At 49.9% G+C, this 23,032-nt stretch carries 21 protein-coding genes; 9 read left to right on the forward strand and 12 right to left on the reverse strand.

Annotated features, from left to right (window positions below; genetic code table 11):
• Nucleotides 1-241: 241 nt before the first annotated feature.
• The 8 genes from ACO0LC_RS12710 to ACO0LC_RS12745 form a co-directional block, all read right to left on the reverse strand.
• A complete protein-coding gene (locus ACO0LC_RS12710; protein ID WP_423003538.1) occupies nt 242-1,000 on the reverse strand; it encodes a 3-hydroxyacyl-CoA dehydrogenase in 759 nt (252 codons plus the stop codon).
• Nucleotides 1,001-1,223: 223 nt separating this feature from the next.
• A complete protein-coding gene (locus ACO0LC_RS12715; protein WP_423003540.1) occupies nt 1,224-3,458 on the reverse strand; it encodes a sodium-translocating pyrophosphatase in 2,235 nt (744 codons plus the stop codon).
• A gap of 247 nt (nt 3,459-3,705) precedes the next feature.
• Nucleotides 3,706-4,362: an adenylate kinase gene (gene adk, locus ACO0LC_RS12720; RefSeq protein WP_423003542.1), complete on the reverse strand. Its 657-nt coding sequence runs from the start codon at nt 4,360-4,362 to the stop codon at nt 3,706-3,708.
• Between the two features lie 198 nt (nt 4,363-4,560).
• Nucleotides 4,561-5,319, reverse strand: coding sequence for a 3-deoxy-manno-octulosonate cytidylyltransferase (gene kdsB / locus ACO0LC_RS12725; RefSeq protein WP_423003544.1), 759 nt, complete (start codon nt 5,317-5,319; stop codon nt 4,561-4,563).
• Between the two features lie 6 nt (nt 5,320-5,325).
• A complete protein-coding gene (locus ACO0LC_RS12730) occupies nt 5,326-5,520 on the reverse strand; it encodes a Trm112 family protein (protein ID WP_423003546.1) in 195 nt (64 codons plus the stop codon).
• The gene (gene lpxK / locus ACO0LC_RS12735) at nt 5,501-6,541 is read right to left on the reverse strand and encodes a tetraacyldisaccharide 4'-kinase (RefSeq protein WP_423003548.1); all 1,041 of its coding nucleotides are present in this window, start codon (nt 6,539-6,541) and stop codon (nt 5,501-5,503) included. The genes ACO0LC_RS12730 and lpxK overlap by 20 nt, the downstream gene beginning before the upstream one ends.
• 125 nt (nt 6,542-6,666) lie before the next feature.
• Nucleotides 6,667-7,110 carry an ExbD/TolR family protein gene (locus ACO0LC_RS12740; protein ID WP_423003550.1) on the reverse strand — a complete coding sequence of 148 codons (444 nt, stop codon included), beginning with the start codon at nt 7,108-7,110 and terminating at the stop codon, nt 6,667-6,669.
• 2 nt (nt 7,111-7,112) lie between these two features.
• A complete protein-coding gene (locus ACO0LC_RS12745; protein ID WP_423003552.1) occupies nt 7,113-7,718 on the reverse strand; it encodes a MotA/TolQ/ExbB proton channel family protein in 606 nt (201 codons plus the stop codon).
• Between the two features lie 1,209 nt (nt 7,719-8,927).
• Between ACO0LC_RS12745 and xseA the strand changes: the two genes are divergently transcribed.
• From xseA to ACO0LC_RS12760, 3 genes are all read left to right on the forward strand, one after another.
• The gene (gene xseA, locus ACO0LC_RS12750; protein WP_423003554.1) at nt 8,928-10,289 is read left to right on the forward strand and encodes an exodeoxyribonuclease VII large subunit; all 1,362 of its coding nucleotides are present in this window, start codon (nt 8,928-8,930) and stop codon (nt 10,287-10,289) included.
• Between the two features lie 162 nt (nt 10,290-10,451).
• Entirely contained in the window at nt 10,452-11,030 is a 579-nt protein-coding gene (sodB, locus tag ACO0LC_RS12755; protein WP_423003556.1) for a superoxide dismutase [Fe], read from the forward strand.
• Nucleotides 11,031-11,208: 178 nt separating this feature from the next.
• Complete coding sequence (locus ACO0LC_RS12760) at nt 11,209-12,081, forward strand: DMT family transporter (RefSeq protein WP_423003558.1); 873 nt, start codon at nt 11,209-11,211, stop codon at nt 12,079-12,081.
• A gap of 49 nt (nt 12,082-12,130) precedes the next feature.
• Here the strand turns inward: ACO0LC_RS12760 and ACO0LC_RS12765 are convergent, their stop codons facing one another.
• Genes ACO0LC_RS12765 through ACO0LC_RS12775 form a run of 3 tightly spaced genes read right to left on the reverse strand, consistent with a single transcriptional unit; the run spans nt 12,131 to nt 14,297 of the window.
• Entirely contained in the window at nt 12,131-13,081 is a 951-nt protein-coding gene (locus ACO0LC_RS12765; protein ID WP_423003560.1) for a hypothetical protein, read from the reverse strand.
• A complete protein-coding gene (locus ACO0LC_RS12770) occupies nt 13,081-13,935 on the reverse strand; it encodes an ABC transporter ATP-binding protein (protein WP_423003562.1) in 855 nt (284 codons plus the stop codon). The genes ACO0LC_RS12765 and ACO0LC_RS12770 overlap by 1 nt, the downstream gene beginning before the upstream one ends.
• Nucleotides 13,932-14,297, reverse strand: a complete 366-nt coding sequence (locus ACO0LC_RS12775; protein ID WP_423003564.1) for a GntR family transcriptional regulator — start codon at nt 14,295-14,297, stop codon at nt 13,932-13,934. The genes ACO0LC_RS12770 and ACO0LC_RS12775 overlap by 4 nt, the downstream gene beginning before the upstream one ends.
• Nucleotides 14,298-14,490: 193 nt before the next feature.
• On the opposite strand from ACO0LC_RS12775, the gene ACO0LC_RS12780 reads away from it, so the two are divergent.
• Entirely contained in the window at nt 14,491-15,378 is an 888-nt protein-coding gene (locus ACO0LC_RS12780) for a DUF2785 domain-containing protein (RefSeq protein ID WP_423003566.1), read from the forward strand.
• Between the two features lie 8 nt (nt 15,379-15,386).
• Here the strand turns inward: ACO0LC_RS12780 and ACO0LC_RS12785 are convergent, their stop codons facing one another.
• The gene (locus tag ACO0LC_RS12785) at nt 15,387-16,079 is read right to left on the reverse strand and encodes an aspartate/glutamate racemase family protein (protein ID WP_423003568.1); all 693 of its coding nucleotides are present in this window, start codon (nt 16,077-16,079) and stop codon (nt 15,387-15,389) included.
• A 115-nt stretch (nt 16,080-16,194) separates the two neighbouring features.
• Here ACO0LC_RS12785 and ACO0LC_RS12790 point away from each other — a divergent pair, with 115 nt between their 5' ends.
• The 5 genes from ACO0LC_RS12790 (at nt 16,195) to ACO0LC_RS12810 (ending at nt 22,960) form a co-directional block, all read left to right on the forward strand.
• Complete coding sequence (locus ACO0LC_RS12790) at nt 16,195-16,992, forward strand: helix-turn-helix domain-containing protein (RefSeq protein WP_423003570.1); 798 nt, start codon at nt 16,195-16,197, stop codon at nt 16,990-16,992.
• 223 nt (nt 16,993-17,215) lie between these two features.
• Nucleotides 17,216-19,885, forward strand: coding sequence for a prolyl oligopeptidase family serine peptidase (locus tag ACO0LC_RS12795; RefSeq protein WP_423003572.1), 2,670 nt, complete (start codon nt 17,216-17,218; stop codon nt 19,883-19,885).
• Between the two features lie 237 nt (nt 19,886-20,122).
• Nucleotides 20,123-20,428, forward strand: coding sequence for a hypothetical protein (locus ACO0LC_RS12800; RefSeq protein WP_423003574.1), 306 nt, complete (start codon nt 20,123-20,125; stop codon nt 20,426-20,428).
• A 158-nt stretch (nt 20,429-20,586) separates the two neighbouring features.
• Nucleotides 20,587-21,909 carry a hypothetical protein gene (locus ACO0LC_RS12805; RefSeq protein WP_423003576.1) on the forward strand — a complete coding sequence of 441 codons (1,323 nt, stop codon included), beginning with the start codon at nt 20,587-20,589 and terminating at the stop codon, nt 21,907-21,909.
• Between the two features lie 214 nt (nt 21,910-22,123).
• Nucleotides 22,124-22,960, forward strand: a complete 837-nt coding sequence (locus ACO0LC_RS12810; protein WP_423003578.1) for an HDOD domain-containing protein — start codon at nt 22,124-22,126, stop codon at nt 22,958-22,960.
• The last annotated feature ends 72 nt before the right edge of the window (nt 22,961-23,032 follow it).

Below are 23,032 nucleotides of genomic sequence, written 5' to 3' on the forward strand. Positions count from 1 at the left end.
AGCCCCCCAGCAATTTGTCATGCTGCACGGCACACTGAAAAAATCATGCTCTGCAAATACAACAGCCATGCTTAAACATACTGAAGCGTAGTAGCTTTATCTTCTTTACCCACGGCTGTCGCATGAAGCGTTGAGAAAGCGTAGCGAGCGGCGCAAGTTTGAGTTAAGAAGCGCAACCGTACTTTAGTACGGTGAGCATCGCAGGCTCAAAATTGCGTCGCGCAGTAGCTTTATCAACGTTTCATTTGGGTTGCATGCGAATGGCGCCGTCTAGGCGGATGGTCTCCCCATTCAACATCACATTCTCAATAATCGCCTTGGCCAGATTCGCATATTCATCCGGCTTGCCCAGGCGCGGAGGAAACGGCACCATCTTGCCCAAAGCATCCTGCACTTCTTGCGGCATGCCCAAGAGCATGGGTGTTTCAAAAATACCAGGCGCTATCGTCATGACACGAATGCCGCTGCGTGACAAATCACGTGCCATAGGCAAAGTCAGGCCAACCACTGCTGCCTTGGAAGAAGCATAGGCTGCCTGGCCGATCTGGCCATCATATGCTGCGACGGATGCGGTATTGATGATGACGCCGCGCTCACCATGCTCAGCAGCTTCGGTCTTGCCCATGGCATCTGCTGCCAGGCGACACATATTGAAAGTACCGATCAGATTGATATTGACCACGCGCTGGAAAACATCCAACGGATGTGGGCCATCTTTGCCTACCGTCTTGATGGCTGGTGCGACACCGGCGCAATTGACCAGGCCACGCAGAGTACCCAAAGTAGCCGCTGCCTCGACAACGGCTTTGCCATCAGCTTCTGAAGTCACGTCACATTTGACAAACTTTCCACCCAGCTCAGTTGCCAGTGCCTCGCCAGCTTCTACCTGCACGTCGGCCAGTACGACCTTGCCGCCATTGGCAACGATCATTCTTGCCGTAGCTGCGCCCAGGCCGGAAGCACCGCCAGTAATAATAAATACATGATTTTGAATTTGCATGTTTGTCTCTCCAGGTAAATCGAATTATGAGAATTGCATTTATTGGTGCATTTACGTATGCAATGAGGTTTATCACTACGCTTGAACTTACGTTAACGTAAACGTCATATCTTCATATTGTAACGAATATTCTTCATCAGGCAAAAAATAAAAAAGTGGTGGCGATATTTTCGCCACCACTTTTTCGCTACCCTGCCACTCTGCTTATGCGGCAGGCTTAAGCTTATTTACTAGCAGATGCAGGATCAGCCATGGCTGGAGGTGGTGGTACCTCGGCCGGAGCAGATGCTGACACTGATGCAGATACAGCAGACATAGCAGGTGCAGTGACAGGAGGCATTACGCTGGCCGAAGCAGAAGCTGCAGGAGCTGCCATTTGCGCAGGCGGGCTGGCGTGGCTGGGCGCACTGCTTGTCGTTCCCGTTGCAGGTAATAAAGGCACCAGCAACAGTGCCACAATATTAATGATCTTGATCAGCGGATTGACTGCAGGGCCAGCTGTGTCCTTGTAAGGATCACCAACCGTGTCACCCGTCACGGCAGCCTTATGCGCTTCCGAGCCCTTGCCACCAAAATGACCATCTTCTATATACTTCTTGGCATTGTCCCAGGCCCCACCACCGGTAGTCATGGAGATGGCAACAAACAAGCCCGTCACAATCGTCCCCATCAACAAACCACCCAGTGCAGCAGGCCCCAGCAACAAGCCAACCAGGATGGGCACGATGACAGGCAATAGCGAAGGAATAATCATTTCCTTGATGGCAGATGTGGTCAGCATATCGACAGCCTTGTCATACTCAGGCTTACCTGTGCCATCCATGATGCCCTTGATTTCCTTGAACTGGCGGCGCACTTCTACCACCACAGCACCGGCAGCACGCCCTACTGCTTCCATTGCCATGGCACCAAACAGGTAAGGAATCAAACCACCGATAAACAGGCCGACGATGACTTGCGGATTGGACAAATCAAACGAAGTGCTCTTGCCGACAGAATCCAGCGCATGGGTGTAATCAGCAAACAGCACCAACGCAGCCAGACCAGCCGAGCCAATTGCATAACCCTTGGTCACTGCCTTGGTAGTATTGCCGACGGCATCCAGTGGATCAGTAATGGCGCGCACAGAAGCTGGCATTTCTGACATCTCGGCAATACCACCGGCATTGTCCGTAATCGGGCCATAAGCATCCAGGGCCACGATAATGCCAGCCATGGACAACATGGAAGTTGCCGCAATCGCGATACCATACAAACCAGCAAGATGATAAGACACTAGGATGGATGCACACACAGCCAGCACGGGCCAGGCGGTTGATTTCATCGATACACCCAGACCAGCAATGATGTTGGTGCCATGACCCGTAGTCGATGCCTGCGCGACATGCTGCACGGGTTTGAAGTCTGTGCCGGTGTAATACTCAGTGATATACACCATCAGGCCAGTGAGCACGATACCGACCAGAGCAGAGCCCATCATCTTCATGCGCATGGCTTCGTCAGCCCAGACATGCCAGGTGACGAATGCGAAACCTATCAATGATAAGCCAGCTGCCCACCACAAACCTGTGTACAGGGCTGACATGATTTTCTTGCCGGGCTTGGCTTTCACCATGGAACAACCAACGATGGAAGCGAGGATGGAAACCGCACCAAGCAAGAGTGGATAAACGATGGCTTCAGTGACATTGCTGGTGATCACCAGCGCACCCAGCAACATGGTGGCGATCAGGGTCACCACATAAGTTTCAAACAAATCTGCCGCCATACCAGCGCAATCACCCACATTGTCACCAACATTGTCGGCAATCACGGCAGGGTTACGCGGGTCATCTTCCGGGATACCAGCTTCGACTTTACCAACTAAGTCAGCGCCGACGTCAGCACCCTTGGTAAAGATACCGCCACCAAGGCGGGCGAAGATGGAAATCAGCGAGGCACCAAAGGCCAGGCCTATCAGAGGCTTGATGACATCATGTTGTGTCAAAGTACTGCCGGCAGCATTGCAAACCAGTACCCAGTAAAAGATAGTCACACCCAGCAAACCCAGGCCAACGACAAGCATGCCAGTGATGGCACCACCACGGAAAGCCACATCCAGCGCTTCATTCATGCCCTTGGTTGCTGCCTGTGCAGTCCTGACATTAGCCCTGACCGAAACATTCATGCCTATGAAACCACAGGCACCGGATAGAACCGCACCGATCAAAAAGCCTATGGCGGTGATCAAGCCCAGGCCCGGTATGGCGGCTACAACAACAAATAACACCACGCCGACGATGGCGATAGTGCGGTACTGGCGCGCCAGATAGGCGGCTGCGCCTTGCTGAATGGCGGCGGCAATTTCCTGCATACGCGCATTACCGGCATCCTGCTTCAAGATCCAGCTACGCGATATCAAACCATATACGACGGCTATGACTCCACATGCGATGACAAACCAAAGACTTGCTGTCATGTTGACTCCTCCAATGTTATAGGCATGTTGGCCTTGTGGGCGCATGCATTTTTTTAACGACAAAGTGAAACAACGACAATTTTTCATTTTCCAGACTTCAGTACCAGACTGCTTTGCACCAAATGACAAAAATGAATCCTGCACACTGCGAAACTTTTACGTAGCCCATATTTTTGGAGAAACTGGCTGAGGCTTAGCCGTACTTAGCTATAAAAAAAGCGGACGATGCAGTCCGCTTTTTACTTACTTATTCGGACAGCGCCGCAAATGCGCTGTCGCGGATGGACTCTACCGGTCCGACGCCTGCGATCTTGCGATACTTGGGAGCACCTGGCTTGCCAGACTTGGCCCAGTCGCCATAGTAAGACAATAGGATTTCAGTTTGTTCGTGATACACAGACAAACGCTTCTTGACAGTTTCTTCCTTATCGTCAGGTCGTTGCACCAGTTCTTCACCAGTCACATCATCCTTGCCTTCGACTTTTGGTGGATTGAATTTGACATGGTAAGTACGGCCAGAACCAGGGTGTACGCGGCGACCACTCATGCGGTCGATAATGGCTTCATCCGGCACATTGATTTCCAGTACATAGTCTATCGTCACGCCAGCATCCTTCATCGCATCTGCTTGTGGCGTCGTGCGTGGAAAACCGTCGAACAAATAACCATTGGCGCAATCAGGCTGAGTCAACCTGTCTTTGACAAGACCGATGATGATGTCATCTGATACCAGTCCACCAGTATCCATGACTTTTTTTGCTTCCAGACCCAGAGCTGTACCTGCAGCGATCGCCGCACGCAACATGTCACCGGTAGAGATTTGAGGAATATTGTATTTTTCTTTGATGTAATTGGCTTGTGTACCCTTGCCGGCACCCGGCGCTCCCAACAAAATAAGACGCATGTTAAATTTCCTAAGACGAGTTTGAATTTTTTGTGCTTGTATTATCAAAACATGCCCAGCAGTAGTTTCATTGCAGGCACAGCGCTTTTTGCTTTTCTTCTTTTAGCTTGATAACACAGTTTCTTTTCACGAAACTTACCACAATTTTCGTAATTCTTGATGCTTTGCCACGAAAACATGGGCAAGTTCCGTATTTTTTTATTTCTTATCCATAAAAAACTGCCGGACACGTTCCAGATCCTCTGCCGTATCCACCCCTGGTGCAGGGCTGGAGTCAGTCACATGTACGGCAATCGCATGGCCATGCCATAAAACCCGTAATTGCTCCAGAGCTTCAATTTGTTCCAATGGAGAAACAGCCAATTGTGGATATTTTTTTAAAAAATCGTTGCGGTAGGCATACAAACCTATATGACGCAAAGGTGTATAGGCTGGCGGGAACTGTTCACGACTATCAGCAAATCCATCCCTGTGCCAGGGGATGGTGGCACGCGAGAAATACAGGGCGCGACCATGTTTGTCTAATACCACCTTGACGACATTGGGATTAAAGCCATCTTCTACTGCATGGATAGGGTGAGCTGCAGTCGCCATGGGAACATCGGCATTCACCAGTGCCGCCGTGGCAGCGATCAGTGCCGGCGCTATCAAGGGTTCATCGCCCTGCACATTGACGATGACAGCATCATCAGCCAGGTTCATACTGGCAGCGACTTCAGCAATGCGGTCAGTACCAGACGGGTGATCTGCCCGCGTCATGCACACTGGCACACCATGGGCCTTGCATGCAGCGACGATATCGGCATGGTCCGTAGCCACCATGATGGCACTGGCACCAGACAATAATGCCTGTTCAGCCGTGCGCACCACCATGGGTTTGCCGCCTATGTCTGCCAAAGGTTTATTCGGCAGGCGGCTGGAAGCCAGCCGGGCCGGGATGATGGCGATAAAACTCATAAAACTTTATCCCTTGGGTCTGGCGTCAATTTCTTCTGTAGTCAGCGTACGCGCCTGATCTGCCCACATGATGGGGATATCGTCGCGTATCTGGTAAGCCAGTTTATCGCCAAAGCAAATCAATTCCTGACTGGCTTTTTGGTAGACCAATTGTCCTTTGCACAAAGGGCAAACCAACACATCAAGCAGACGTGCGTCCATGCTTTTTCTCCGAAATCATTTGTATCAGGGATGCGGCAAAAGCAGCATCGAGTTGAGCTTCGACTGGCACTACCCAGATGCGGGTATCTTCCAGTAAAGCCGGGATTTGCCTACATTTTACTGCATCCTTTTCAGTAATCAGGATGCAATCAGCATCTGTGCCTTTAAAACTCTGCGCATCAAAGGCATAGTGATCAGGAAAAGCCCTGGTCTGACATGGCAAACCCTGCGCAGCCAGCATGTTGAAAAAACGTTGCGGATTGCCTATACCTGCGGCTGCCAGCAAGCGCTGGCCTTTGAACCCTGCCAAATGTCTGTGTTGCGCATCATCATGCAAACGATAGGCCTGACCTGGCTGCAAATGCATGCGCACGGTATCCGCAGGCATCATGTCAGGCAAGGCCGTATCCTGCCCTGCCAGATTACAGATAGTAAAGTCACGTCGTCGCTCTACAGGCTCACGCAAAGGCCCCGCAGGCAATAACCAGCCATTACCCGCACCGCGCTGATCAAACAGAACGAGTTCAACGTCACGCCCCAGAGCGTAATGCTGCAAACCATCATCAGCAATAATGACATCGACTTGTGGGTTCGCAGCCAGCACACAACGCGCCACGGCAATGCGGTCACGCCCTACCGCTACCGGGCATCGTGCTCTGGCAGCGATCAGCACAGGCTCATCACCAGCCTGCTGCGGCTGCGATGCAGCATCCAGCAGGATCACACTCTCAGCATGCACGCCATAACCGCGCGAAATCACGGCTGGATGCCAGCCCGCCTGCTGCAATTGCTGCGCCAGCCAGATCACCAATGGTGTCTTGCCTGTACCGCCAATAAAAATATTGCCAACCACGACAACGGGTACCGGCAAATGTGTCTGTAGCTTATAACCCATCACAAACAAACCAAAACGAAAAGTCACGATGAGCTGGAATAGCCTGGACACTGGCCACAACAGGCAAGCCAGCAGCCCGCGCTTTTGCCAGGCATTCAACAAGACTTTTTCCACTACTGCCCGCATATCACTCTCTTGTTTTTCTCTTGCTATTCTCTACAAAAAGAAACCGGGGAGTTACTCACTCCCCGGTTTTATTACCAGTCCGTGAGCAGCACCCTGCTCAGAAACTGGCCATACTATCTATCCAATTACTTTGCAGTGGCCTGGGCCGCAAACGTGACCTTGGCCATGCCTGCGATACGTGCAGCTTCCAGCACATCAATCACCGACTGGTGGCTGGTCGCACGGTCTGCATTGATGATAACGACAGGATCAGGCTGAGCACCAGTCTTGCCAGCTTCCAGCGCTGCAGCCGCTTTTTTCAAGTCTTCTGCCAGGGTCAAGGTGTCAAGAAAAGACACGGCCTGGTTATTGATCTTGTAGCGTCCCTGAGCATCAATGCCAATATCAATCTGATTCGGCTTGTCCTGGGCTTTTTCTGCATCTGCTGTCGGCAAGGTGATTTGCAATTCGGTGAAACGGCTATACGTCGTTGTCACCATCAAGAAAATCAGGATCACCAGCAAGACATCGATAAACGGGATCAGGTTGATCTCTGGCTCTTCCCTGCCCCTTCCTTTACGAAAATTCATGACTACTTCCTGGCGCTGTGGACGACATCAACAAACTTGATGGCCTGTTGTTCCATATCGACGACGATACTATCCACCAAGGCGCGGAAATGACGCCAGAACACCATGGCAGGCATGGCGATCATCAAACCAAAGCCAGTGTTATACAAGGCGACGGAAATACCATGTGCCAGTTGTGCAGGATTGGCACCCGTTGCATTTTGTGAACCGAAGATTTCTATCATGCCAACAACCGTACCAAACAAGCCCATCAAGGGTGCCAGTGAAGCGATCGTGCCCAGGGTAGTCAAAAAGCGCTCCAGCTCATGCGCGACGGCGCTGCCAGCTTCTTCTATCGACTCTTTCATGACTTCACGTGGCGCATTCACATTGCGCAAACCCGCTGCCAGTACTTTACCCAGCGGTGAATTACCTGCCAGTTGCTCTATGACTTCTGGCTTGACCTTGCCAGCCTGATAGACGCGTATGACTTCGTCAACAAGAGTGGGTGGCAAGATACGGCTACGGCGTAAAGAAAGACTGCGTTCTATGATTAAAGTCAGCGCAATAACTGAGGCAATCAGCAACAAATAAATTGGCCAGCCTGCGGCTTGAATGATGGCGAACAAAATAACTCCTTGAAGGTTCCTAAATCCAAGCCCGCAATGTAGCGCGTTGTCTGCCTGTGAGCAAGAGCACAACGCAAAAAACTCGGTACAAAATGTTTCAAGACAGGATTTTTCACCCAAGTACAAAGTTGGCGTTATTTATCGTTGTGGGGATAAGCCCCTGTTTTGCACAAAATCTGTGTGCAATCTTGTGGATAAGTCTGTTGAATATAGCTAAGCCCATGATTTATTTAAGATTTCCATCCATGCTAAAGATTTAAGCACAGCGATTTTGTGGATAAAACAGCATTTTTCCTGATTTTCCCTCGTCATTTCTACACATAATTTGTGGACAAGTATGTGCAAAAGTCTTGTACTTAATGACAAGTGACTGATTTAAAAGCATATTATTCGACTGCCAATATTTTAGGCAAAGCGGCAATCCCGGCTATTTTTGCACAAATTTTCATCAAAATTAATTAATGAGAATCTAGTCCGTTGTTTTGCACAAAATATGTGGACAAGATTGTGTATTACCGTAAATAAGCACCGCAAGCCATTGATTTTTAATGTGTAAGTAAGACTGCCAGAAAAACAGGCAAATGCGTTTTTTTAGGAACAAATCTTCTTTTTTCATACGCAAATTAGCTTTAATACAATTAAGGTAAGCTCAAAATCGCTCAAATCGGGGCTTTTGCACAAAATATGTGGATAACTATGTGAAAAAGTATTGGGGTTTTAACTAAACCACTGATTTTATTCACTATTTTATCGACGCCTAAAAAAGTAGCAAAATCAGCTTATTCACAATTGCTCATAAAATTTTGTGTTTTTGATCTTTTTCCCAGCGAATAAGCACCTATTCCGCACAAAATATGTGGACAAACTTGTGCAAAAGCGCAAGAAAATAAGGTAAGTGCTTGATTTTAATGAAAATTACTTCCGTGCCACTATTTTAGGCAAACAAGCACACAGCACTCGGCAGCAAAGTTTTCAACAGCTTAATCACAATTTCTGTGGATAAGTTTGTGCACAAGCTGCCTGAGGTAATGCAATGTCCTTGATTTGAAAGGGAATTTTCATTTTGCCTCATTCTTTTGCAGATTGATTTTTATTAAAAATCAAAGACTTAGATAGTAAACTTTCATTTCTTTTGACATCTCAGAGGCAAAATGACATGCTAATGACCATTTCACGCTACTGTGGACAGAATTTCCGCCGCCAAGCTTTATGAATCCTGAATCGCCTTACGCCAAGCCAGCAAACACGCAGCCTGTCATGACAGTTACGGCGCTGAATCAGGCCGTTGCTCAGCTATTGGAACGTAACCTACCATTGACCTGGGTTTCTGGCGAGATTTCCAACTTTACCCGCGCCGCGTCTGGTCATTGGTATTTCACCTTGAAAGATAGCGGTGCCCAGGTCAGGTCTGTCATGTTCCGTGGCCGTGCCCAATATGCCGACTTCCAGCCTAAAGAAGGTGACAAGGTGGAAGTACGCGCCCTGGTGACACTATATGCGCCACGTGGCGATTATCAGTTAAGCGTAGAAGCCATACGCCGTGCCGGTATTGGTAACTTATATGAAGCATTCTTGCGGTTGAAGGCACAATTGACGCAGGAAGGCTTGTTTGATACCGAGCGCAAGCGCCCCCTGCCCAGCTTTGTCAAAACCATAGGTATAGTCACCAGCCCCCAGGCGGCGGCCCTGCGGGATATTTTGATCGCCCTGCACCGTCGCGCGCCACATGTGAATGTCATCCTCTACCCTACCCCTGTCCAAGGTGAAGGGGCGGGCATGAAAATCGCGCAGGCGATCGCCTCTGCGGCTGCCCGTGAAGAATGCGATGTATTGCTGGTTTGCCGCGGTGGTGGCAGCATGGAAGATTTATGGGCCTTCAATGAAGAAGTCGTGGCCCGCACCATCGTCAACTGCCCCATGCCGGTGATCGCTGGCATAGGCCATGAAACTGACTTCACCATTGCTGATTTTGCAGCTGACTTGCGCGCTGCTACACCAACGGCAGCAGCAGAACTGGCTGCAACTCCACGCGATGCCTGGCTGCAGCTATTGCAGCACCAGGCACAGATACTTAGCCGTTGTATACACAGGCAAATGGACGACCATGCTCAGTCCCTGGATTGGCAAAGCCGCCGCCTGCTCAGCCCCAAGGCAGCAATAGCGGCACGACGCCTGCAACTGGCAAATCTGGCGCGCAACCTCAACTACAGCGCCAGCATCCCCTTGCGCCAGGCAAGGCATGAGTTGACACAGTTAACACAAAGCTGGCAGGCACATAAACCTGATCTGACCAAGCCCAGACTATTACTGACTGACATGCAAAGACGCCTGCACCAAGCGACAAAACACCGACAGGAAAGGCATCAGCAACACTTATCTGCCTTGCGCAGTCAATTAGAGCTACTCAACCCCCAACGTACGCTGGAACGTGGCTATGCTATCCTCAGCGACCACAAGGGCCGGGCCTTGCGCAATACCGCAGAACTCAAGCCACAATCACTACTGCAAGTCAGGCTGGCATCCGGCACGGCTGAAATTGGCATCAGCAGCGTGCAAACCAAACTCGACTAATCCGTCACAGCGCAGAAACCACACCTCCTTGCCGACATCATTTTGCGCATATACATAGAATTTGTATAAGGCCGCGTGCACGCTTTTGTACAAAAGCTTACAATGCTGGTCTGGCTTTTCCGGATTGCCGGAATTGATAAACTCACGATAAAAGGACGCGATATGGAACATACCTTACCGGCACTGCCCTATGCACTGGACGCTTTGGCCCCGCATATCTCTCAAGAGACGCTGGAATACCACTATGGCAAGCATCACCAGACCTATGTGACCAATCTGAACAACCTGATCAAGGGTACAGAATTTGAAAACTCCACATTGGAAGATATCGTCAAGAAATCTTCTGGCGGCATTTTCAATAATTCAGCACAGATCTGGAATCATACTTTCTACTGGAATGGCCTGAAACCTAACGGCGGCGGCGCACCTGACGGCAAACTGGCGGATGCCATCAATGCCAAATGGGGTTCTTTTGATGCATTCAAAGAAGCCTTCACCAAGTCTTGCGTAGGTAACTTCGGTTCTTCCTGGACATGGCTGGTCAAAAAAGCTGATGGCACTCTGGATATCGTCAACACTTCCAATGCAGCGACACCACTGACAACAGCAGACACACCACTGCTGACATGCGATCTGTGGGAACACGCTTACTACATCGACTACCGCAATGCACGTCCAAAATACCTGGAAGCATTCTGGGCGCTGGTCAACTGGGAATTTGCAACAGCAAACCTGGGCTGAGCCAGATTGTCGTGATGCCCTCGCATCATGACATATGCAAGACAGATGAAAAAAACCTGCGCCTGCATCAGCATCGCAGGTTTTTTTTCATCCATCGCCTGCGCTGTTTGTGCGAAGATCAAGGCTCAACTGAGCAGCAGCAATCCACTGTGCTCAATCGTCCTATTCTCTGAACAACATGCATACCAAAGCCTCACCTCTCTTACGCTTTCTCCCCGCTATCTTCATTTTCATCTGGGCATCTGGTTATGTGGTCGCCAAATATGGCCTGCCTTATGCCGAACCGCTGACTTTTCTATGCCTGCGTTATCTGGGCGTGATTATCTTCATGCTGGTACTGGCACTGACCAAGCGTGCGCCCTGGCCAGAGCGCCGCTTTTGGCTGCCTATCGCCATCGCTGGCATCATGATGCAGGCCATGTACCTGGGTGGTATCTGGTGTGCGGTCAAGCTGGGTATGCCGGCTGGTGTAGCCGCCCTGATCGCCAATACCCAGCCCATTTTTACGGCATTCCTTGGCCCCATCATTGGTGAACGCATCTATGGCAAACAGTGGGTAGGACTGGCATTGGGCATTTGTGGCGTGGCACTGGTGGTCGCCAATAAAATTTCTGTCATAGGCTTATCCGCAAGCAGCGTAGCGCTGGCCGTGATGGCCTTGACTGCCATGACCGTAGGTACGCTCTACCAGAAAAAAAACTGCCCCAGTTTTGATGTCATGACCGGGCAAGTCATACAATTTGTAGCGTCCTTATTGGTGACATTGCCATTTGCACTGACGCTGGAAACCCAGACCGTCATCTGGACACCCCAGTTTTTTGCCGCCATGGCCTGGTCAGTATTTGTCTTGTCTGGCGTTGGCATCTCAGTGCTGTTCATCATGATACGGCATGGCGAAGCCACCAAGGTCACCAGCTATATGTACCTGGTCCCCGCAGTCACGGCTGCCATGGCCTGGCTGATGTTTGGTGAGAAGCTGACGATGACAGCGATTCTTGGTATGGTGATTGCGTTGGCGGGAGTGGCCCTGGTGGTAAGGCCTGCTCGCTGACATGTGGCAAGAGGGAGGCTAAGCTCCCTCCAGTTTTGCAAGTTGCCGCTCAGCCGATGTCACGCCTTTGACGAAAATACACAGCCATGACCAGCATCACTATGCCTAACAAAACGCCACACCACAACTCTGGCTTAGCAAACATGTCCAGCGATGGCCGAAACATATCGCCCGGCCAGCCAGAGAAGCTTCTCATGCACGAGACATCATCTTTACTCAAGAGCTTGGCGTAAGCAAACCAGGAGCCTGGGATGCTGCTCATCAAGCCACGCCCTATCACATTGAATTCCAGCCAGCGCATATTCAAGCCCAGGCTCAGATTATTATTCAACAAAGCCAGCAAACCAACCGTCAACAGTGGCGTCCCCACGGCCCACAAGGCAGGTTTGCTGCGCGCCCAGGCAGATACCAACATCAGCCAGCCTACCGTGGGCAAGGCCCATAAAACATACAACGGTAGCAAGGCCAACACTTTCAAAGGTGTTATCAATAACACAGGGTTGCCGAATACTCCGGCAAAAACATTGGCGTGCAAACCAGCCATCTGCAATCTGACGATCTGAGGAATCAGCACAAGCAGCGCTGTCAGCAAAGAAAATATAAACGTTGCCAGCGGCAACAACAGCAAGGCAAAGACAAGTTTGGATAGCAGGGTTTGAACACCGGATACAGGCATCGATTGCCAGAATAATATACTCCTGTCTTGTCTGTCATTGAACAGAGAACTGATGCAATACGCCGTCATCAATAAAGGTAATAGCAATGAAAGTAGTGCGCTGGAAAACATAAAGCTGTCTGCCAGCCAGGACAAGACGAATTGTGTTTGCAGCATATCCATATCGGCGGGCTCGACAAATTTACCACTGAACTGATAACTGGGAGCACCACGTGCAATTGAGTAGAGCAGCGCAATGATAAGCGCCAACGCAGCATGTGTCCAAACCAACAGTGTCTTGTTTTCCCAATATTCGCGGTGTATCAGCCAAATCATTTTTTTCATTACCGTACCCCTTTCATGGTGGCGATATAAATGTCAGCGATGCCGGGGCGACGTAATTCACCCAGCCTGCTCAAAACCTCGCGTGCAACGCTGTCAAACAACATTCTGGATTGACCAAACACGGTTTGCGTTTGTACGGGTTGCAAATCCCTTGCCTGTTGCATGTGCTCGGGTGCTACGGCGACTTCGATAAAGCGCTCTCCCAAAGCATCCATAGTGTCGGCCAGCACTAGCTTGCCCTCGTTGATGAAGATCACGTCACTGAGAATATGCTCCACCTCTTCGATCTGATGGGTGGTGACGACTATAGTCTTGTTATCGTCAAAATAATCTTCAAGCAGATTTTGATAAAACTGCCTGCGGTACAAAATATCAAGACCAAGTGTGGGCTCATCAAGTACCAGCACCTTGGCGTTTATTGCCATGATCAATGCCAGGTGTAATTGTGCGACCATGCCCTTGGACATGGCTTTCACTTTCATATGGGGCATGAGCTTGGTTTGCGCTATATAGAATTCTGCCTTTTCGCGCTTGAAACCAGGGTGTACACCTTCGACAAAATCGACAGCCTGTGCGACCGTTAGCCAACGCGGCAAAATCGCCACATCGGCAATGAAGCAGACTTCATTCATCAAGGCATCGCGCCGGGTGCGCGGGTCCATACCCAACACCTGCACCTCGCCTTCAAAACTCCCCAGACCCAGCAAAGCTTTTAGTGTAGTGGTCTTGCCTGAACCATTCGGGCCTATCAGCCCAACGATGCGACCAACAGGTATATCAAAACTCACATCATGAAGTACGCACTGCTTGCCATAATGCTTGCTCAGATGGCGGACAGAAATAACGGCACTCATTGCTTGCCCCCTTTCTTCAAGCCCGGCAATTGCTGCACATCCAGCCCCAGTCTGCGTATGCGTTCCAGCATGGCTGGCCATTCTTCTTCTATGAAACGCTGGCGTTCATTTGCCAGCAATTTATCCAGCGCTGCCTCGGTCATATACATGCCCACACCTCTTCGTTTTTCGACCAGTTCTTCATCTACCAGCTCCTGATAGGCTTTTAAGACGGTAATCGGATTAAGCTGATACTCTGCTGCCACCTGCCTGACCGAGGGCAAGGCATCCCCCGGTTTTAACAAGCCATCCAGCATCATGCCCAGTACCCGCTGTTTCAATTGCCGGTAAATCGGCGTTTGATCATTCCAGTTAACACTCATGCTTGCACCTTCCTGTGAATACTCGGGACAGCGAGATTGATGCTTCTACAGTGCTATCTCACAAGTAAATTAGTGTTGTAGTTAACTATAACACCAACTCAATATGCTTTGTGTAAGTTTTTTGTGGAGCATGACAAGAAAAAATCGGCATGGCACACTTGTCAATCTTTCTTCTCCTGTATGGATAGCACTCATGCGTCGCCTGATCTCTTCTTTTTGCCTGCTCACCTTCATGTTCACCGCCACTACGGCGTTTGCCGATTGCGATGAATCAAGCAAGCAGGAATTAAAGTCCGCGAAATCTGCTGGCTGGAAGTTCGATGATGACGGCAAGCGCCAAAACCTGGCGCTCGCTGCGGCAGATTGCCTGGGTACGACGGATGCAGAATTGCGTGATGAACTGGCGTTTGAGGGGCTGTCAGCCTGGATGCGGACCGAGAAACTGACTTTACCCACACTCACGGCATTGCGCATAAAGATGCTCAATGCCGTGCAGGCACCGGCAGCAGAAGAAAGCAGTTTTCTGCGACCATTTGCGATTTTGACGCTGGCAGAACTGGTGCGGGTAGACAGGAAAAAAGCTTATCTAAGCACGCAAGAACGAGTCGATATCGTCAACGCAGCCAGTCACTATCTGAGCAATCTGCACGACTATCGTGGCTTTGATGAGAAAGAAGGCTGGCGCCATGGCATAGCCCATAGCGCCGACCTGATGTTGCAACTGGCAATGAACCCGGCCATAGAAAAAGCCCAGCATGAAACCATGCTGGCGGCCATCGCCAGTCAGGTCGCACCTGCCAGCCATTTTTACCAGTACGGAGAAGGCGTCAGGCTGATGACTGCCGTGTACTACCTGGCAAAAACACCCAGTTTCAATAAACGCGACTGGGATCTATGGTTCAATAAACTCGTGGAAAAAAGCATACAGCCTGGCCCTTATAATCAGGCCAGACTGGCACAGCGGCATAATCTCAGCGCCTTCTTGCTGCCCCTGTATTTTTCAGTACGGGAAAGCAGCGATCCTGCACTGAAAGAAAATTTACTGCCTGCATTGAGAGATGCTCTGCACAAGGTCAATTAAGAGCTCAATTACTGCAGAGCCCATAATGCCGCACTACGTGCATGAATCGCCGTGGTATCAAATAGCGGCACACCGGCATCATCCTGGCCAACGAGCAAACTAATTTCGGTACAGCCCAGGATGATGGCTTCTGCACCCCACTCTTTCAAGCCTGCCATGATGCGACGATAGTGCTGGCGTGATGCGGCATTGATCTTGCCCAGGCAAAGTTCTTCATAGATCACCTGATGGATAATGTCGCGGTCTGCCAGCTCAGGCACCAGCACTTGCAAGCCATGCTTGCTGTGCAAACGCTCGCGGTAAAAATCCTGTTCCATTGTGAAGCGCGTACCCAGCAAACCCACTTTGCCATGACCAGCATCCTTGATGGCCAGTGCAGTAGGATCAGCAATATGAAACAAGGGTATCACTACGGCTGCTTCGATGACCTGCGCCAGCTTGTGCATGGTGTTGGTACACAGCACCAGGAAATCTGCCCCGGCCAATTCCAGCGAACGCGCTGCTTGAGCCAGAATGAGGCCTGCGGCATCCCAGTCACCCGCGTGTTGCAGTCTTTCTATCTCATGAAAATCGACGCTGTACAGTATGATTTTTGCAGAATGCAGGCCGCCCAGTTTTTCCTTGATGGTTTCATTGATTTGTTTGTAATAAGGGATAGTGGATTCCCAGCTCATGCCACCGATCAGGCCTATGGTTTTCATTGCAACTCCATGTCAAATTTAAAGACCGATGCTCTGGCCTATGTGGTGAATGCCTCTATAATAGGCAGTCAGTATTTACCTGACTATCAAGAAATTTCAACAAAGAGTTTTTGTCATGAGCATGGATATCATTGATATCAACTGTGCAAGACTGGAATTATTACCAGCCCTGCCCTATTCCATCATCAGCGCATCGCCTCATACCAGCCTGGGATTGGCATTTGCGCGTCAGACAGGTGTGCATGCCATAGGCAGTGATGTCCGTCATGACTTTGATGCATGGCCAGGCGACTTAGCCATCAGCACTGCTGGCTTGTCGATGTTTTCAGAATCTACACATGGTGGAGAATATCTGCTCATGCACATCATCAATCCTGATCTGCTTGCAGGCATGCGCGCATCATCGCCAAGGCAGATATTCCATGGCGACAAACAAGCCGTCATGCTGGCCTGGCAACTGCGCAGCCTCCTTTTACAAAAAGATAAAGATGCTTTGCTTGCGCAAGAAAAAGCTTGTCTGTTTTTGCAACGAGGATTGGCACTCGCCAATAAAAAGTCAAGCAAGACAACGACATGCAGCCAATATGCGCAAGATAAAGTTTTGCATGGCCGCATACTGGATTACATCGAGGACCAACTCGATATACAAATGAATCTGGAAGCGCTGGCAACAATGGCAAACATGTCACTCCTGCGCTTTTTGCGTAGTTTTACCCATGCCACAGGCACTACGCCGCATGCCTATATCTCAGAACGCCGACTGCAAAGAGCCCGCTTACTGCTTAAAAATAGCAATTTATCTATCGCCGAGATTGCCGCAGATTGTGGTTTTGCTCAGCAATCCCATTTGGGCAGCACCTTCAAATCCCGGCTGGGGCTCAGTCCTCAGCAATACCGCAAGCTATCTTCTTGAAGATGATTTCGGCAAAAAACTAAAGCGATCTTCGCTTTAAAAAAGCAAAAGCAAATTTTCTACCGAATTTCACAGAAATTACTTTCCCATGGAACTGTATGGGCTGGCATTTGTCTATGGAAAATGCGTTAATTCCGCCAATAACTTGCTAACATCGCTATTTTCGCATCACCTCTTCATCCATCCACAACCTGCTAATTATATTAAAACCAAGGTTTTCACTATGTCTCCGAAAATTCTCACCGTCAGTATTGCACTCGCTTTTAGCGGAGCAGCCAGCTTGCTCTTTCCTCAAGAAACCGCACAGGCCGCACCAGCTGTTGCCAGTGTCGCAAAAATCAAGCCAGCCGACCTGACACTGGAACAGGTATATCGCGCCAAAGCTTATGCAGGACAGGCCGCACGCCAAATACAGTTCAGCAAGGATGGCCGCTACCTGGCCTACACCTGGAACCCTTACGGCGAAAATGGTTTTGATTTATACGTGCATGACACCCAGACCGGTGAAACCAAACGCATCACTTCGCCAGCCTTGATGAAAACCTACGATGCGCCAGAAGACTGGGAACGCTTCGATAAAAAAGCGGCACAAAAAGAAAAAGAAGAAGCCGAGCGCCAGGCCAAAGCCGAAGCTCAGGCTGCCTACCTGCGTGGCGAAAAAGTCAATTTGATGAAGTGGGAAGAAACCGCGCTGGAAGAAGTAAAGCGGGAAGTGGCCGAGAAAAAAGCCAAGGATGCCGCTAAAAAGGCTGAAACCGATGCTGAAGCCGCCAAAGAAAAAGCTGCTGCTGCCGCGAAAACTGGCGCAGCCAGCATAGCCAAGGCAGACAGCGACAAGAAAGAGGAAAAGAAAGAAGCCAAAGACGACAAGGCCAAGGAAATCTGGGAACTGCGTGACGAGCTGAAAAAGAAACTGGAAAAAGAAAAACTCAAACCCGGCGATCTCTACCCAGGCATAGATGCCCTGGTCTGGGCGAATAAAAAGAATGAATTGATCTTCCAGTATCGTGGTGATCTGTTCCGCCTGAATGCCGCAGATGGCAAAATAGAACGCCTGACGCAAACAGATAAGATAGAGCGCATCGTCGCTTACCAGGCTGATGACAATGGCTATATCTACATGGATGAAAAACGCCTGTTCAATGCCAGCTTTGACAAGAGCACGATACGTCAGTTAAACCGCGAACTGATACACCCTGACGATGCCGATAAAAAATACCGCATTGCCCATACTGTACTCAGTGAAGACAAGCAATGGATGGCGATTTCTGCCGAAGCACCCGATGCCAAACCAGAAAACGGCAAACCTGCGCCACCGTCTGAGCGCCAGGTAGAAATCATGAACTACAGCGAACGCTTCGCTACGGCAAAAAAAGTCTCGCGTGAAGTATCAGATGACAAACGCAAGGTGCCAGCCACGGCCCTGTATATACGCCGCGTTGGCGATGCCTCGGCACGTCAGCCACAACCAGTCTTCACCAATGAGGGTGGCGATGTCTGGTTTGAAATGAGCCCGGTTGCCTGGGCCAAGGATGGTAGCCGTTATACCTTCTCCACCTGGGAACGTGAAAAAGACTTATTGCGCATCTATGTAGGCAAGGCCGAAGAAGGCGCCAAGCCGCAAATGGTCTTGGAAAGACGCGGCAATGTCGGCCATGAAGTCGTGAATGTATTGGCACCACAATTTACACCTGATAGCAAGCAATTGATCGCCGTGCTGGATGAGCAGGGTTATCGTCAGCCCTATGTGATAGATGTCAGTAATGGCAATGCCAAAGCCATATTGAAAGGTGATTTTGAAGCCCACAGCATCATAGGTTTCAGCGAAGATAGCAAATCCATGTTTGTACTCGCCAACAAGGATGATTTCGCCGCCATGAATGCCTACAAGGTTGACCTGGCAACAGGCGGCATGAAAGCCATAGGTCAGGCTGGTGACTTCCATCGCAGCAGTGCAGTCACAGAAACCGGTGACAAGCTGGCCAGCATGGCTGGTCAATGGGCCAGTCGTCCTGAACTGAAACTGGTGGATATCAGCAAAGCCAAATCCACTACGCTGACACAAAGCCATGATCCACAATGGAATGCCATAGACCTGCAACGCCCTGAGCGCTTCAGCTACACCAACCGCCATGGCGACAAGATTGAGGCTTATGTGTTCAAGCCAGCCGGTCTGAGTTCATCTGACCACCGCCCTGCGATTGTGTATACCTATGGTGGCCCACTGAATGACAGGCACATCGTGGAGACTGACAGCTTCCAGCAAACTGCCTATATGTTTGGTATGTATATGGCAGCCAAGCATGGTTATGTCACTGTGGCAGTAGACCCTCGCGGTCATTCCAATTATGGCCGCAAGTTCAGTGACGCCAACTGGGAACAAGTAGGCAAACCACAAGCAGAGGACCTGGAAGACTTGACCAAGTACATGCAAAAGAACCTGGGCGTCGATGGCAAGCGCATAGGCCTGACAGGCTGGAGTTTTGGTGGCTTTCAGACCCAGTACACCATGTACACTAGCCCCGATACTTTCGCCGCTGGTATCGCCGGTGCCGGCCCGACAGAATGGGAAAACTATAATAGCTGGTATAGCGGCCGTACCATAGGCAAGACCGAGCGTAGCAAGCCTAACTTACGTAAATATTCACTCTTGCCTTTGACAGCAGGTTTGAAAAAACCGCTGCTGCTGGTACATGGCATGCAAGATCCGAATGTGCTGTATCAGGACACGGTGAATGTGTATCGTGCCTTGCTAGAAAATGGCAAGGAATCCCTGGTTGATCTCTTCCTTGATCCTGATGGTGAACATGGCCTGGGCGGCACGGTAAAACCCAAGTCCTTGCACAAGAAATATGAAGCCTTCTTCCTGCAACATTTGGGCAAGGCGAGATAATTTTATTGCCTGATGTATCAATGAACGGCTGAGGGAAATCCCCTCAGCCATTTTTTATTGGACTTCAATTCTATGAAGCACATTCGGCCTAATGAAGCAAATCTGGCCTTGAGGTAAAAGCACGGTCATCGGCAATTTGTTCTTAAAATTACCGTAGACTATTTTGGCTGGCATCTTGATAATGGCGTCACCGCTGCATAGTAAGTAAATAAGCAAGCATCACCTTCAGGAGTCGATATGAAAAATAGTGCCAGCCAGTATCTGTATTCTGTGTTCAGGCAAGTAGCCCAGGAATTTCGCCAGATAGGGCAAAAAGTGGGCACACGACTGCTGCGCACGCCTTTACCCAAGGTATTGATGGTGTGTATCGCGCTTGCCCTTTTGATTACCATCATCCCACTGATCATCACCCTGTTTGTCGTGTTTGTACTGATCAAGCTATTTCTCGCCGTGTTCACCATGGGTAGCGCGCAGGGCAAACCCAAAGCTCGCGGCGAGACCATTAACGCCGTTTACATAGAGCGACATACTGACAGGCCATAAACACGCTTACGTCATCCATCCTGAAAACCATCTTTGCCAAACACCCAAAAATAAGTGGCCGCTACAAATTCATGACATTTTCTCGACAGTTTTTAGTCATATGTATCTGTGCAAAGCCTAAGATGACAAGACGATAAAACAGATGGCGAGACGACAAATTGAAAACTAAGCACTTATTTCTGACCGGCAGCATCTGCTTGTTTACCGGTCTGCTCTCTGCTTGTGGAGGCGGCAGTGGCAGTAATAATAGCAATGTCGACCTTGCTAGCAGTACTCAGCAAACGCAAGTAGTTGCTGGCCCCAGTTTGCGCGGCACGGCAGCCACTGGCCTGGCCATTGCCGATGCCAACCTCAGCGTCAAATGCCGCGGTGCCAGCGGTAGCACTAAAACAGCGGCTGATGGCACATTCAGCATCAGCATGGCAGCAGGCAGTACCCTGCCCTGCGTGCTGGAAACCAGTAATCCAGCCAATGCCAGAAAACTACATGCAATAGCCATCAATGCAGGTGTCATCAACCTGACACCCCTAACCGAAATGTTGTCCACCAGACTGATGCTGGCGGATATGAAGACTGTTTTTGCCAATCCAGACTTTGATGCTATCAACAAAACCGTCACGTCCGCTACTATAAAAACAGCACAAATAGATGTCAGCGCCGTCCTAAGCGGCTTGCTGGATACCAGCAGCCTCAGCGACTTTTATAGTACGCCGTTAAAAGCAGCTCCTAGCAGCGCACCCGGCACCGGCGACACCCAGGACAAAATCCTCGATACCCTGAATTTGACACTAGCAAGCAACTTGTATGAGCCCCTGCTAAATATGCTGTCAAAAACTACCCCTGCCATGATGGTATTTGGCCGCCAAGGCTGCATAGTCAGAGGAGCAGATGGCCAGACCTTGTCTTGCAGCGGCCCAGGGCTATGGGAAACTGCTGGCAGGATAGATATTTTCCCGGCAGCGATGATACTGGAGCCTGGTAGCAAGCAAATGCTGAGCGCAAAAATCGATTACTTGCAAAACGTCAACTATCTGCGTCAACCGGTTGCATGGCAAGTCGTGGAAGCAGATGGTGGCAGCATCAGCAGCAATGGCGAATACGTCGCGCCTTTAAAGCCAGGCATCTATCACGTGCGGGCACAAAGAGAAGACTTCCCCACCCTGAGCGCGACAGCAATGGTGATAGTCAATAATACATCGCCTGGCTTTATACCGACCTTGAGTGTTGAGCACCACATCGTCAATGTCATGCCCGGCGGCAGCATTGCGCTTAAGGCGGATATGAATTACCCACCCAACATCATGTACATACGCCAGCCTGTCAGCTGGAGCATTGTTGAAGCCGATGCTGGTGAAATCAGCTTGCTGGGTAACTATATTGCGCCAGCAAAAAGTGGCACCTACCATGTCAAAGTACAAAGAGATGATTTTCCGTCTATATACGTAGTGGTCGATATTTTGGTAAATTACCCCCCTGATTAAAACTTGCAAGATTTCCCTGAGCGCGTATGCTATCGACAGGCTTTGGATGATTGCAAAATAAAGTTAAATTATAAGTTGCTTTTGAGAATTCTTTGACTATCATTAAGGCAGTCGATCATTCCCTAAGGCAACTTTTAATATTCTGCACTAGCCGCAACATGCAGCATAGGCCAATACATTGGGGGAATCGCCAGATGATTACCGGGAGAAAGTCATGGACAGGTTGGAAATTTTTAAAAGCATAGCCACAGAGATCAATCGTGGGGACATCGTTTTCCCTACCAATGTGGAAGCTTCGCTAAAACTACAGCGTATCCTCGACGATCCTGATTGTCATATCGACACGGCTGCCAAGCTCATCATGGCTGACCCACTGCTGTCTGCACGCACAGTCGCCATCGCTAATTCTGCAGCTTATCGCCGCTCGACCAGTGAAATCACGCATGTCAGATTGGCAGTCAACCGACTGGGTTTTCGCAGTCTGAAAGCCATGCTGGCTGCCGTCATCGTGCGCCAGCTCAATAGCCAGGTCAAAGACCCGGTCCTGAAAGCCAAGGCGGACAAATTATGGGAGCATTCTGCCCATGTGTCTTCGCTGGCCCAGGTCATCGCCAAGCAAGTCACCAGGGTTGATCCTGAAACGGCCATGTTTGCTGGCATAGTCCATGAAATTGGTGGTTTTTATCTGATCTCGCGGGCAGAAGAATTCCCTGGCTTGCTCGATGGTGAACCAGAAATATGGATAGAATATGGTGAACGCATGATAGGTCGCGGCATCATGCGCCAGTTGAATATACCTGAAAGTGTCATGAACGCGGTGGAAGCCATGTGGCATGGCGTTTGTGCCTTCCCACCAGAATCCCTGGGCGACACCCTGATCCTGGCAAATGATATCGCGCCCGTGCTGTCACCGCTGCACGATCCTGACAGGGATTACAATAAACGCTTTGCCCGCCGCCTGAATTTTGATACTGACGACAGCAGCTTCCAGATCATCATGGATGAGCAGGAAGAGCAAATTGATACGCTCGCCACGGCTTTAATGATGTAGTGCAAATAAGGCTTACATAAAACTATCCCAGCCACCTTATGAATGTTGGCTGGGATAGAAAAAATTATTCGA

Origin of the sequence: Undibacterium sp. JH2W (assembly GCF_049340425.1) — a bacterium.
Classification (GTDB): Bacteria; Pseudomonadota; Gammaproteobacteria; order Burkholderiales; family Burkholderiaceae_D; genus Undibacterium.